Raw genomic sequence first — 12,828 nt, 5'->3', positions numbered from 1 at the left:
GGCGGAGTTTTCTTGGCCGTTTTTGCGGTCACGGCCCCTTTTTTGGCCGGCACGGCCTTTTTCGGCGCCGGGGCGGCGGCCCGGGCGGGCTTTACCGGCGATTTTTTCGCCGCAGCGGGGGCTGGTTTGGCCTTTCCTTTTGGCGTCACCGCCTTCGGCGGCGTTTTCGGCTTTCCCTGGACCACTTTCGGCTTTTTCGCGGAAACTGCTGTTTTCTTGGCCTTGACCGCTTCCGGGCGTTTCGCCATGCGTTTACCCTCGCCTAGTGCGCCCCATTGCGCCGTTTTCTCTGCAACCACCGACCGTGCCTGCCCCGGAGCGGGGTCCGGAGCCAACATGTTCCCAAAAAAGGCTTTAGACTCCACCGCCTCCCGGAAAAACAGTGTCGCCACCGTCCCGAAGGCGGGCAAAACGCATACACCTCGCCACTTTACGCGGCTCCCATGGTAGCATGTATTTCCCCAAATGTCCAGAGTTTTTGGGCCGGCTCTCCAAAAAAAGACGGGGCTCCTCCCCTTTTCCCGGCGTTCGGCAGGGTGCGAGGGAGGAAAGGGGCGAATGGGGTGTTTTGCGTGAACCCCTCGGAAGCCGGCGGTGGCCGGACCGGTGGGCGGGCTACTTTTTCAGTCGAAACAGGCGGATTTCGTGGCTTTCGTTGGGGCGGGCCGCCTCGGCGTAGACCCATAACTCGTTGTCGCGGTTGAGCCAGTGGGAGTAGCGCAGGGTGGCGAAATCCCCGCTGGGGGTGGTGCTGAGGGCGAGGGGGGTGTCGGGGGTCAGGTCGGTGATTTGGTGCAGGTCGAAGGTGAACCCCAAGCCGGTGGCGATGTTGTAGACAGGGTCATGCCAGCTTGTCTTTGACCCCTCGTAGACAAAGAGATAGCCCACGCCGACGGGCACGACGCTGGCGGGCCGCACAAAGAAGTCGTGCCAGCCCGTGAGGTCCATTACGGGGCTGCGGAAATCGCCCACAGGCTTCCAGTTCTCGCCGTCGGGGCTGCTGAAGTGGAAAATCCGCTCATTTTCCCGGATGTAGCCGATGACGTAGCAGTGCCAGGCCCCCTCCGCGAAGAGGATGACCGGGTCTTTGAACCCCTTCGGCACGATGTCGCGCTCGTATTCCTTCTCCGGCGGGACGATGACCGGTTTGGCGGAGGTGACCACGATCTGGTCGGGCCGGCCGGCGTCATCCCATTTGATAATGGACCAGGGGCCGTCCTTCCAGGGGCCGCAGCCGTAGAGGCGGAATTTGCCGGTTTGGGGGTCGCGGACGAGGGCGGGCCGCTCGAATCCGGGGATGGGGACGTCCTCGCGGCGGATGTTCAGGACGGGGGTGAAATGGATCCCGTCATCGCTGCGGAGGATGCGCACCTCATAGCCGCGCAGGCCCCGAGGCCCCTCGCCGGCCCGCATGCGGCAGGCCATCCAGAAGCCCGTGTCGGGGTCGTGGACCACGGACGGCGCGCCGGCCCACCATTCCGGGGCGTTCTTGTCGGGCTCCACCACGGTGTCATAGGCGGCGAACTTCTGGAAAATGCCCGCGTACGTCCCGGCGGACGCGGCGGCGACGTCTTCCAGCGCCGCGCCGAAGGCGGTCACCGGGCCAAGCAGGAGCGTCGCAGCGAGCAGCAGGAGGGCGGCGGGTTTGGTCATGTGGTGATTTCCTGCTTCTCCGGGTCGAAAAAGGCCGTCCGCCTCTCGCGGTAGGCGGTCATGCCCATGAGGAGAGCCGTCTGGGTGTGGTAGGCGAGGGCGGGGCCGCTGTCGAGGGTGCGCGCGCCGGTCAGGGCGCATTCGACGAGGTTGCGCATGAGGTAGAGCACGTTGTACCCGCGCTCGATGGGGAACCGCTCCTCCTTCCGCCCGCCCCCCGGGGTGTCGGGGATGAACACGATGTCGTTTTCCTGGATGGTCAGGGCGCCGTCCCAGCCGCGGATGACGGGGATGCGGATGTCGTCGCGGCCGCCGGTGCCCTGGTAGTTGCTGCCCTGGGTGCCCAGCACCGCGATGGAAATGTTCCCGGGATACTCGACCAGCATGTTAAAGGTGTCGGGCACCTCGCGCTCCTGGTAGCGGTATTTGCCGCCCGTGGCGACGGCGTGGGACGGGTGGGTGACGCCGAGGATGTCTATGACCTGCGTGAGCACATGGGGGTAGAGGTCCGTGACGGGGCCGCCCGCATAGTCCTCGTACATGCGCCAGCGGAAGAAGCGGCTCGCGTCGAAGGGCCGCTTGGGGGCGTCGCCGAGGAAGGCGTCCCAGTCGAGGTCGGGGCCGGGCTTGGCCTCCGGGTCGTCCATGGGCATGCCGCGTTCGCCGAAGTCTCCGGTGCGGAAGATGCCGCACTCCGCGTGGATCGGCTTCCCGATGATCCCGTCCTTCACGAGCTGTTTCATCTGGCGGAAGGCGGAGTCGGACATGCGCTGCGCGCCGAGCTGGAAGGCGGCGGGGGACTTCGCCGCGGCCTCGAAGAAACGGCGGGTCAGGTCCCACTGCCGCCAGTGGGTGAGGGGCTTCTCGCAGTAGACGTGCTTTCCCGCCTCCAGGGCGGCGATGGCCTGCTCCCCGTGGTGGTGGTCCGGCGTGGCGATGGTGACCAGGTCCACGGCGGGGTCCGCGAGCAGCTCCCGGTAGTCCCGGTAGAGGCGGACCGGCCGGCCGACCATCGCGGCCTTCTTCTCCAGACGCGGCCGGTAGACGTCGCAGAGGGCGACGATCTCCACGGTCTTGTCGGTTTTCTCCATTTCGAGGAGGGTGGCGATATGGGTTTCCGAGCGCCCGCCGCAGCCGATAACGCCGACACCCAGGCGGCCGTTGGGGCTTTGGGCGCGCGCGCGGCGGGCGAGGGTGCCCGCGGCGGCGGCGGCGGTGCCCGCGATAAAGGTTCTTCGGTCCATGTCCATGGGTGCCTCCTCAGTCTTTGGCGGGCCCGGCGTCCTGCTCCCGGGCGAGGCGGACCTCGACGGGTCCGGCCATGTTCATGTGCACATCCCGCTGCGGGAAGGCGATGGCGATGTCTTCCTTGGCGAAGGCGCGCTCGACCATGAAGCGGATGTCGCTGCGGACCACGCGGGAGTCGCTCTTCTCCAGGTCGAGCCAGAAGTAGACGGCGAAGACCAGGGCGTTGTCGCCGAAATCCTGGAACACCACGACCGGCTCGGGATCCTTGAGGATCTGCCCGTGGCGGCCCGCGATATCCTCCAGGATGTCCTTGACCCGGCGAATGTCGGAGCCGAAGGCGACGCCGACCGTCACGTCGAAGCGCATCTTCTGGTCCGAAAGGGTCCAGTTGACCACGTTGTCCTCGAGGAACTTGCTGTTGGGCACGAGGACCTCGACGCCGGAGAAGGTGCGGACCATGCAGGCGCGCGCGCCCATGTGGACGATGCGGCCCGTGAGCCCGCCGACCTCGACGATGTCGCCGACGCGGATGGGCTGCTCACCCATGAGGATGAGGCTGCTCAGGAAGTTGCTCACGAGGGTCTGGGCGCCGAAACCGACGCCGATGGCCGCCGCGCCGCCGATGAAGGTTAAGACGGTCAGGGAGATGTTGAGGTACTTGAGAACGGCGTAGAAGACGATGATGAGGAGCAGGTACCGGGTGATGGTCTCCACCACGTAGCGGCCGCCCGGGCGCAGCTTGAGGCGGGTGATGGCGAATCCGGTGATCCGGTTCAGGAACAGCCGGGTGAACAGGAGCCCGAACACCAGAATGACCACGGCGATGATCAGCTTGCGGGGCGTGATGGACTCGTCGCCGATGGTGAACAGTTCCCGGTCGAAGAAGTTGAGGGTGTTGCGCCAAAGGTCCGAAACGCCCTGGGCCGCCCGGTCGAGTCCGGAGAGGGCCTCAAGCCGGCCCCGAATGTCCAGCCGCCCCGACCGGATCAGGCGGGAGAGGGCCTCCCCCCGCGCCGCCAGCCGGAGCAGGCCCGTCTCTCGCTCGGCCAGGGCCTCCCGCCGGAGGCGAAACTCTGCGCGCGCCTCCTCCGGCAGCGCCTGGACCTCCTTGTCGAGGGAAAGGGTCTGGGCCCGGACCGCATTGAGCCGCTGCTCAAAAATGGCCTGGATGCCGTCATACCGGGAGCGGTAGGCGTCCATCTCCCGTTCCAGTTCCGTCACCGGGCGGCGCTCGCCCCCCGCGCCGGGGTGGGCCACCTCAAAGCGCAGACGCCACACCTCGAGGGTGTCGGCCTCCATCTCCAGCATGCTGCCCAGGGAATTGACCAGGCCCTGGGCGGCTTCCACCCGGACGCGGGCGGTCTCCCGCTGGGCGGCGAGGGCCGGGTCCGCGGGGCCTTCCTGCCCGGCGCGCCGGGCCAGCTCGCCGTCCCGGGCGGTCCGCCGGTCCAGCTCCCGCTGCGCCCCGGCAAGCTCCTCCTCCAGGGCGGCCCGCGCCTGTTTGGCGGCCTGCTCAATTTCCTCCAGCTCCTTTTGGGTGAACAGGGTCTGCGCGGCCGCGGCTGCGGCGCGGCGCCGGCCCAGTTCCAGTTCCGTGTCCAGCCGCGCCAGCCGCTGGTCGGCCACGGCAACGGCGGCGCGGAGGGCCTCCACACCCGTTTCCGCCGCGCGCTGGCTGCGGCGGGCCGTGTCCAGGGCGAACAGCGTGCGGGCCTTGTCCTCCTCGGAGGCGGCGGCTTTGGCGGCCTCGGCCGCCTGGTTGGCCAGCATCTTGAGCCGTTCCAGGTTGGCCGTCTCCCGCTCCGCCATGCCCCGGACCACGTCGCGCCCGAGGCGCTCGGCGTCTATCTCGCTCTGTTTCGCGTCCACCTGCCCGCGCAGGGTGTCCAGGAAAGCCATGGCATAGGGCGGGGGCTCGTCGAGCTTGACAAAGGATTCCAGGCTTTCGCGGGCCGCCGCGGCCGCCGCGCGCTCCGTTTCCAGGTCGCGGACCTGCTGGAGGCGGGCCTGAAGGGCTTTAAGGGCGTTGCGCGCCGCCTGAACCCGGGCCTCCGCCAGCTCGGCGGAAATGCCGGGGGGCAGGGCCTCCGGGTTTTCGGCCAGGGAAAGCGCCTCGGCAAGCCGCTGCTCCGCCTCGGTTGCCTGCGTCTGGAGGGTCTCCACCAGAACCTCCGGCGGGGCTTCCTGCGCCGTTTCGGCGCCGGCCGTCTCCGGGAGGGAGGGCAGTCCGGGAATCTGGGCGGGGACCGCCGCCGCGAGGAGCAGCGCGGCCAGCAACAGCACGGCCTCCGGCAGTCGTTCTTTGCGTCGCATGATGTGCCTCCCTCAGAACAGTTCCAGGTTCTGCGGCAGCGGCGGTTCAAAGACGCGGTGGAGGAGGAGCATGACCTCGGCGTCCACCGCCGCATAGTTTAGCTGATCCGGGCTGAGCGGGCGAACCGTCCAGTCGGAGAGCTGCAGGGCCTTGTCCAGATAGATGCCCAGCTCCCGCTCGCAGACGTCGCCCAGTTTGTGCCCCGAGACGCCGCCCTTGCGGTGCTTCTTGCGGGAGGCCGCAAGGGTGTCATAGACCCCGTCGAGTTTGATGGCGTGTCTGGCGAGCATTTCCCGCTCGAAGTCGGCGTTGTGGATGATCTTGAGGACGTCCGGGTTTTCCATGACCGGGCGCAGCGGGTCCAGCGGCGCCAGTTTCAAGGCGTCCAGAACATAGGTGCGCCCCGGCACCGCAATCTGCACCGTGCACAGGGTGCGCGGCTCCTCCAGCGTGGTCTCGACATCCAGGCCCATGATCCGCTCCCGCTCCAACAGGGGGCAGAGGGCCTCGAAATCCTCCCGGGCGTCCACCCAGACCCACGGCGAAGCGGGACGGTAGACCCCGCTGCGCCGCACCAGCACCGCAATGGACTGGTCGCCCGCATCGGGGGGAAACACCTCCATCTCCGCCGTGTCGCAGTCCGCCAGAAGATCCCGGGCATGACTCCGGACCCCCTCATCGCCCCCGGCGGCCCACACCTGCGCCAGTATCCGGCTGGTGACCACCAGCGCCCCCCCGGGCTTCACATGCTGGAAAGCCTCGGCCAGGGTCCGCCGCCGCGCCTCCGGCGTCTTCAGCCGGGTCATCAGATAATTAAAGAACACAAACTCGTAGTGGCCCTCCGGCTTGTCGCTGTAGCCAAAAGGCGGGTGGGGGTCGTAGCCATGCACTTTGAACCGGCGCAGCAGGAACCACTGCACGTCCGCGCCCTGGCCGCACCCGTAGCACAGGATACGGACCTTGTGGGAGATGCGGTGGGCCTCCAGCAGGGTGTGGAGGATCGGGGCGGCGGGACGGCGGGCAAGGGGTGCCCTGCGGGGGGGGATGGCCCGATCTGCCCGTTCCGGATCACTCACAAAAAAGTTCCTTTATGCGGTTTGAATCCCCGGATTTTTCCAAAATCTCGGGGAAAACCCGCCCTTTTGGCCAAAATATCCGCTTTCCCATCCCCAAAAAGGCGCTCTACGGGGCCGGAAAGTCCAGAAATTCAGCCACATTACCAAATATTAGGCATGCATTCCAAAAGAATCTATTGAAGCCGGGAAAGCCCCTACGCATAGAATGTCGCCAGCTGAGACCTTTCCGGCGGAGAAGATCATGCCTTTTTCCTGCCGGAAGTTCAACACAGCCTCCAAGAGTGTCGCATTCCGGCAGTGGACCGGGCAAACACATCGGGGTTCTCCATGAAAGAAAAAGTCACGAAAGCCTATCAGGAACTGCACGCAAAAGCGGAGAAGCGGCTTGCGAAAGCCGTGCCGGCCAAGGCGGTCCGCATCCAAGTCGGCTCGGCCACGTGCGAGAACGCGGCGGGGGCGGGGGAGGTGTGGCAGGAGTTCGAGCGGAGCATCCTCACGAGCGGCCGCACGGACATCCTTCTGCGCAAGACGGGCTGCACGGGCCGGTGCAGCCGCGAGCCCATCGTGACGGTGTTCGTGCCGGGCCAGATGCCGGTGATCTACCAGCAGGTGGACCGCGACACGGCGCACACGATTTTCACGCAGCACGTGCAGGGCGGGAATCCGCTGGAGGACCGGCTGCTGGAGAAGGCGGAGGTCCGCGCGGACTACGAGGTGCTGGTGTGCGACGACAAGCATTGCGGCGCCATCGTGGGCGGCAGCACGGAAAAGGCGTTCCTGCGGGCGCTGGAGGATGCGGGCCTCGGCACGGACAAGGTGCGGGTCATCCCGGTGGGCTGCCTGGGCTTCTGCTCGACGCCGCGGCCGGAGGGCGTGACCAGCGTGATGGTGCGCCCCGGCGAGACGATCTACAACGTGCGTTCGGCGGACGACGTGGCGCGGATCGTGAAGGGGCACCTGGCGGGCGGCGAGCCCGTGGCGGAGCTCCTGAGCGACGCGAAGCCGATCAGCCAGCGCTTCTTTGACCTGTACGGCGACGTGTCGTTCTTCAACCGGCAGAACCGGATCGCCCTGCGGAACGCGGGCGTGGTGGACCCGGAGAGCCTTGACGAGTACATGCACTACAGCGGGTTCCAGGCGCTGGCGACGGCGCTGGCCAAGGAGGACCCGGAGTGGGTGATCAACGAGGTGCTGCTGTCGCAGCTGCGCGGCCGCGGGGGCGGCGGGTTCCCGACGGGCCAGAAGTGGAAGCTGACGCGGCAGCATGTGAAGAACACGTGCTACATCATCTGCAACGCGGACGAGGGCGACCCGGGCGCGTTCATGGACCGCAGCATGCTGGAGTCGGACCCGTACAGCGTGATCGAGGGCATGATCCTCGGCGGCTACGCGGTCGGCGCGACGCGCGGCTTCTTCTATGTGCGGGCCGAGTACCCGCTGGCGATCAAGCGCATTGAGCACGCGCTGGCGGAGTGCCGGAAGCACGGGCTGCTGGGCAAGAACATCCTGGGCTCGGGCTTCAGCCTGGATCTGGAGATCCGGCTGGGCGCGGGCGCGTTCGTGTGCGGCGAGGAGACGGCGCTCATCCACTCCATCGAGGGCGAGCGCGGCCAGCCCCGCATCCGCCCGCCGTTCCCCGCCGAGAGCGGGCTCTGGGGCCAGCCGACAGTCATTAACAACGTCGAGACCTTCGCGAACGTGCCGGCCATCCTCGTGTACGGCGGCGAGTGGTTCCGCCGCGTCGGCTCCGAGAAGAGCGGCGGCACCAAGGTGTTCGCCCTGGCGGGCAAGGTGCGCCACACGGGCCTGGTGGAGGTGCCCATGGGCACCACGCTGCGCGAGGTGGTGTTTGACATCGGCGGCGGCGTGCCCAACGGCAAGAAGCTCAAGGGCGTGCAGACGGGCGGCCCGGCGGGGGGCATCATCCCCGAGGAGTACCTGGACACGCCGATTGACTTCGACACGCTGGGCAAGATGGGCTCCATCATGGGCAGCGGCGGCATGATCGTCCTCGACGAGGACGACTGCATGGTGGACGTGGCGAAGTTCTTCATCACGTTCTGCCAGGACGAGTCGTGCGGCAAGTGCACGCCGTGCCGCGAGGGCACGAAGCGCATGCTGGAGATTCTGGAGAAGATCACGCAGGGCAAGGCGGCGCAGGAGGACGTGGAGAAGCTGGAGCGCCTGGCGAACCTGGTGCGCAGCACGTCGCTGTGCGGGCTGGGGCGCGCCGCGCCGAACCCCGTGCTCAGCACGCTGCGCCACTTCCGCCACGAGTACGACGCGCATGTGAACGACCGCACCTGCGCCGCGCGCAAGTGCAAGGCGCTGGTGCGCTACGAGATCAACGCGGAGAAGTGCGTGGGCTGCACGATGTGCGCCCGAAACTGCCCCGCCGGGTGCATCAGCGGCGCGCGCAAGGAGCCGCACGTGATCGGGCAGGACGCCTGCATCAAGTGCGGGCGGTGCTTCGAGGTGTGCCGCTTCGACGCGGTGGCGCGGGCCTGACCCCAACAACGCGGACAACCCATAAGGTGACTGTATGAGCCAGCAGCAGATGATCAACCTGACGATAGACGGCGTCCCGGTGACGGTGCCCAAGGGGACGACGATCATGCAGGCGGCCGAGCAGAAGCTCGGGGTGAAGATTCCCCGCCTGTGCCACCACCCCAAGCTCAGCATCCAGGGCTCCTGCCGCGTGTGCGTGGTCGAGGTGAAGGGCGTGCCCTTCTACATGGCCTCGTGCAGCGTGCAGGTGTGGGAGGGCATGGAGATCCAGACCAACAGCCCCGCGATCCGGCAGGCCCGGCGCGACATCCTGGAGCTGCTGCTGGACAACCACCCCCGCGCCTGCCTCACCTGCGTGCGCGACGGCAACTGCGAGCTGCAGAACCTGGCCTACACGCTGGGCGTGCGCGAGCGGCTTTTCGACGGCGAGCGCAAGCGCTTCCCCATCGAGAAGTCCAGCGTGTCCATCGTGCGCGACGCCGAGAAGTGCATCCTCTGCGGCCGCTGCGTGCGCGTGTGCGCCGAGGTCCAGGGCGTCCACAACCTCAGCCAGCAGGGGCGCGGCTTCACGACCCACGTGGCCCCGGCCCACGGCGACAAGATGGACGACTCGGTGTGCATCCAGTGCGGCCAGTGCATCAACGCCTGCCCGACGGCGGCCTTTGTCGGCCACAGCGACTCCGACCGCGTCTGGAAGGCCCTGGGCGACCCCACCAAGCATGTCGTGGTGCAGACGGCCCCGGCCATCCGCGCGACCGTCGGCGAGGGCTTCGGCATGGCGCCGGGCACCCCGGCCACGGGCAAGCTGGTGACGGCCCTGCGCCGCCTCGGCTTCGACCGCGTCTTCGACACCAACTTCACCGCCGACCTCACGATCATCGAGGAGGCCACGGAGTTCCTGAACCGCTTCAAGAACAACGACCGGCTGCCCCTGCTGACAAGCTGCTCCCCGGGCTGGGTCAACTTCATGGAGCGCTTCTACCCCGAGCTGATCCCGAACGCCAGCTCCTGCCGCTCCCCCATGTCCATGATGTCCTCCCTCATCAAGTCCTACTACGCGAAGAAGGAGGGCATAGACCCGAAGGACGTCTTCGTCGTCGCGATCATGCCCTGCACGGCCAAGAAGTTCGAGGCCCAGCGCCCCGAGTTTGCCACCCCCGACGGCGGGCAGGAGACCGACGCCTCGCTCACGACCCGCGAGCTGATCTTCATGATCAAGAGCTACGGCATTGACCTGGCGGAGCTTGAGGACGGCGAGTTCGACTCGCCCCTCGGCGCGTCGTCCGGCGCGGCCGACATCTTCGGCACCACCGGCGGCGTGCTCGAGGCCGCCCTGCGCATGGCGGCCGAGGTCATCAACGGCGAGCCGCCCGCGCAGATGGAGTTCGTGGAGGTGCGCGCCGTCGAGGGCCTGCGCGTCCGCGAGCTGAAGGTGAACAACGACCTCACGCTGCGCGTGGGCGTGTCCAACGGCCTGCAGAACGCCAAGAAGCTCCTGGACAAGGTGGTTTCGGGCGAGGAGGTCTTCCACATCATCGAGGTCATGGCCTGCCCCGGCGGCTGCATCGGCGGCGGCGGCCAGCCCTACCCGCCGCGCGGCTACACCATCCTCGACCCGAAGCTCCTGGCCAAGCGGGCCAAGGCGCTCTACACCATCGACCTGAACAAGGATGTGCGGAGCTCCAACCACAACCCCGCCATCAAGGCGCTGTACGACGAGTTCCTGGGCGAGCCCGGGGGCGAGACGGCCCACCGCCTGCTCCACACCCACTACCAGCCCAGACTGCCGAGAGGAATCCGCTGATGAGCCACCATGAATGCTGCTGCGGCTGCAACGACAACCGCGAGGCCGTGCGCGAGAACGCCAAGGCCGCCCTCACCCCCGAGATCGTCGCCTTCATCGAGGAGTGCGCCGCCGACGCGCACCCCGAGAGCCAGCTGATCCGCGTCCTGCACCGCGTCCAGGGGCACTACGGCCACCTCGGCCGCGAGCAGATGGACGCCGTCGCCCAGCTCCTCCAGGTGCCCGCCTCCAAGGTTACCGGCGTCGCCACCTTCTACCACTTCTTCCGCCTCGAGCCCCGCGGAAAGTTCATGATCAGCGTCTGCCTCGGCACCGCGTGCTACGTCAAGGGCGCCGAGCGCGTCGCCGACCGCCTCCAGGAGGAGCTCGGCATCCACTTCGGCGAGACCACCAAGGACGGCCTGTTCTCCCTCAACGCCACCCGCTGTGTCGGCACCTGCGGCCTCGCCCCCGTGGTCGTGGTCGAGGACAAGGTCTACGGCGGCATGACCCCGGACCAGGTCCCCGCCATCCTCGAGAAGTACACCAAGAAGGCCTGACGGCCTTTCTCGGAGAGACACGCCGCGCGCGTCTTCCGGCGACCCCCGCCGGCGGACGCGCGCGTTTCTTTGCCACTGGCTTGGAGGGGTTCATAGGGCGGTGCGGCGCTCTTGAGAGCCGCCGGGCATGCGCAGGGAGGTGGCACGGGCTTCCAGCCCGTGGTTTTGGGCCGCATCCATGCCCCCAATCACGGGCTGGAGCCCGTGCCACCTCTTTGCGCGGACCGGCCTCTTTGGTTAACCGCAGGCCGGTCCGCCCGCCGCCTCCCGGTAGACGGCGGCCAGGGTGCCGGCGAGGATTTCCGGGGTGAAATGCCCGCGCCAGCGGTCCCGGGCGGCGGTGCCCATGCGGCCGCGGGCGACGGGGTCTTCGAGGCCGCGGAGGGCGGCGGCGAGGGCCTCGGGGTCGCCAGGGGGGGTAAGGAGGCCCGTGGTGCCGTCCTGGAGGATTTCGGGGACGCCGCCCACGTTGGAGGCCACGGTGGGTCGGCCTGCGGCGGCGGCCTCGACCAGAGTCATGGGCAGGGCCTCGCCCCGGGAGGGCAGCACGACGGCGTCGGCCAGGGCGTACCACGGGGCGGTGTCGTCGCATTGTCCGGGGAAGACGGCGGGCACCTTGAGCCGGCGGGCCTGCGCCTCCAGCGCGGGCCGCAGGGGGCCGTCCCCGAGCAGCACGGCGGCCCAGCCGCGCGCCCGGGGCAGGGCGTCCAGCAGGGTCTCCAGGCCCTTGCCTTCCACGAGGCGCCCGGCATAGAGCGCCGTCAACCCGCACTCCGCCAGACCGTGGCGCGCCCGGAGGGCGTCCAGCTCCGCCACCGCCACGGCCCGGGGCGCGGGGGCGGCGTTGCGCACGACGCGGAGTTTCTCCGGGGCCACGCCGCGCGCGAGGAGGGCGTCGCGCACGGCGGCGGCGCAGGCGACCACGCGGCGCGCGCGCCGCATGGCGAGCACGCGCTCCAGGGCCTGCCACCGGCGCACGCGCGCGGGGCCTGCGGCGATCCCGTGGCACGTCACGACCAGGGGCAGGCCCGGCAGGGCGGCCGCCGCAAGAAGGGAGGCGCGGTAGTTGTGCGTGTGGACCACGGCGACGCCGCGCGCCCGCGCCAGGGCGCGCAGGCGGGGAAGGACGCGGATGTCCCAGGGGCCGGACATCGGGATTTCCACAGCTTCCAGCCCGCGCGCGGCGGCCTGGTCGCAGAGGGCGCGGTCCTCCCGGCGGCCGGACAGGGAGGCCAGCACCGAAACGCCCGGCCAGCGGGCCTCCAGCGCTGCATGCAGCGTGAGCAGATGCGCGGTGATGCCGCCGAAATAGGGGCTTTCCGCGAGCAGCAGCACGCGGGGCGGTGCGTCCGGGGGGGCGGCGGTGTCATGCGCGGGGGTCATCGTCCCAGCATACCCCAAGCCCGCCGGGGACGCAACATGGGGGGCTGAGCGGGGCGTGTTCATGGCGCCCGCCGGGGGGCGTCCGGGAACGAGGCTGCCGCGTCGGCCGGGGCGGCCTCCTCGCAGTGACGGGTCAGGCGGCGGTCTCCTCGCAGTGACGTGCCTGACGTGGGCCTCCTGCTAAGAAAGTACTTCTCCGGAGTTTTCCACAATGAGCTGGCAACCCATTCTTGTGGCTTGTCTTGCGAGATTTTTGAGCAACCGCTCCTGGTACTGCCGTTCGTATTCCTCCTGTCCGCGGGC

General features: G+C 68.5%; 9 protein-coding genes. 4 read left to right on the top strand and 5 right to left on the bottom strand.

Annotated features, from left to right (window positions below):
- Positions 1 to 12: 12 nt before the first annotated feature.
- Positions 13 to 450 (top strand): hypothetical protein, encoded by a 438-nt coding sequence (locus GXY15_02100; GenBank protein NLV40004.1) that lies wholly within the window; start codon positions 13 to 15, stop codon positions 448 to 450.
- A gap of 165 nt (positions 451 to 615) precedes the next feature.
- On the opposite strand, the gene GXY15_02095 is transcribed toward GXY15_02100, so the two are convergent.
- From GXY15_02095 to GXY15_02080, 4 genes are read right to left on the bottom strand one after another with little or no spacing between them, the layout of a single operon-like run.
- On the bottom strand, positions 616 to 1,653 hold the full coding sequence (locus tag GXY15_02095; protein NLV40003.1) for a hypothetical protein: 1,038 nt from the start codon (positions 1,651 to 1,653) through the stop codon (positions 616 to 618).
- Positions 1,650 to 2,897, bottom strand: coding sequence for a Gfo/Idh/MocA family oxidoreductase (locus GXY15_02090; protein ID NLV40002.1), 1,248 nt, complete (start codon positions 2,895 to 2,897; stop codon positions 1,650 to 1,652). Before GXY15_02090 ends, GXY15_02095 begins: the two co-directional genes overlap by 4 nt.
- A 16-nt stretch (positions 2,898 to 2,913) precedes the next feature.
- Positions 2,914 to 5,214, bottom strand: coding sequence for a mechanosensitive ion channel (locus GXY15_02085; GenBank protein NLV40001.1), 2,301 nt, complete (start codon positions 5,212 to 5,214; stop codon positions 2,914 to 2,916).
- Between the two features lie 12 nt (positions 5,215 to 5,226).
- Positions 5,227 to 6,291: a methyltransferase domain-containing protein gene (locus tag GXY15_02080; GenBank protein ID NLV40000.1), complete on the bottom strand. Its 1,065-nt coding sequence runs from the start codon at positions 6,289 to 6,291 to the stop codon at positions 5,227 to 5,229.
- A gap of 327 nt (positions 6,292 to 6,618) precedes the next feature.
- Between GXY15_02080 and nuoF the strand changes: the two genes are divergently transcribed.
- Genes nuoF through nuoE form a run of 3 tightly spaced genes read left to right on the top strand, consistent with a single transcriptional unit; the run spans position 6,619 to position 11,142 of the window.
- Positions 6,619 to 8,799 (top strand): NADH-quinone oxidoreductase subunit NuoF, encoded by a 2,181-nt coding sequence (gene nuoF / locus GXY15_02075; GenBank protein NLV39999.1) that lies wholly within the window; start codon positions 6,619 to 6,621, stop codon positions 8,797 to 8,799.
- 34 nt (positions 8,800 to 8,833) lie between these two features.
- Entirely contained in the window at positions 8,834 to 10,603 is a 1,770-nt protein-coding gene (locus GXY15_02070) for a 2Fe-2S iron-sulfur cluster binding domain-containing protein (protein ID NLV39998.1), read from the top strand.
- Entirely contained in the window at positions 10,603 to 11,142 is a 540-nt protein-coding gene (gene nuoE, locus GXY15_02065; GenBank protein NLV39997.1) for an NADH-quinone oxidoreductase subunit NuoE, read from the top strand. Before GXY15_02070 ends, nuoE begins: the two co-directional genes overlap by 1 nt.
- 237 nt (positions 11,143 to 11,379) lie before the next feature.
- Here the strand turns inward: nuoE and GXY15_02060 are convergent, their stop codons facing one another.
- Entirely contained in the window at positions 11,380 to 12,525 is a 1,146-nt protein-coding gene (locus GXY15_02060; GenBank protein NLV39996.1) for a glycosyltransferase family 4 protein, read from the bottom strand.
- Positions 12,526 to 12,828: the final 303 nt, after the last annotated feature.

Source organism: Candidatus Hydrogenedentota bacterium (genome assembly GCA_012730045.1).
GTDB lineage: Bacteria > Hydrogenedentota > Hydrogenedentia > Hydrogenedentales > CAITNO01 > JAAYBR01.
The sequence above is the reverse complement of the archived record's forward strand: the minus strand, read 5'-3'. Positions and strand labels throughout refer to the sequence as shown.

Bases quoted from the DNA above. Each gene is read 5' to 3' on its own strand.
- GXY15_02095 (NLV40003.1), bottom strand. From the start codon at position 1,653: ATGACCAAACCCGCCGCCCTCCTGCTGCTCGCTGCGACGCTCCTGCTT.
- GXY15_02090 (NLV40002.1), bottom strand. From the start codon at position 2,897: ATGGACCGAAGAACCTTTATCGCGGGCACCGCCGCCGCCGCCGCGGGC.
- GXY15_02085 (NLV40001.1), bottom strand. From the start codon at position 5,214: ATGCGACGCAAAGAACGACTGCCGGAGGCCGTGCTGTTGCTGGCCGCG.
- nuoF (NLV39999.1), top strand. From the start codon at position 6,619: ATGAAAGAAAAAGTCACGAAAGCCTATCAGGAACTGCACGCAAAAGCG.
- GXY15_02070 (NLV39998.1), top strand. From the start codon at position 8,834: ATGAGCCAGCAGCAGATGATCAACCTGACGATAGACGGCGTCCCGGTG.
- nuoE (NLV39997.1), top strand. From the start codon at position 10,603: ATGAGCCACCATGAATGCTGCTGCGGCTGCAACGACAACCGCGAGGCC.
- GXY15_02060 (NLV39996.1), bottom strand. From the start codon at position 12,525: ATGACCCCCGCGCATGACACCGCCGCCCCCCCGGACGCACCGCCCCGC.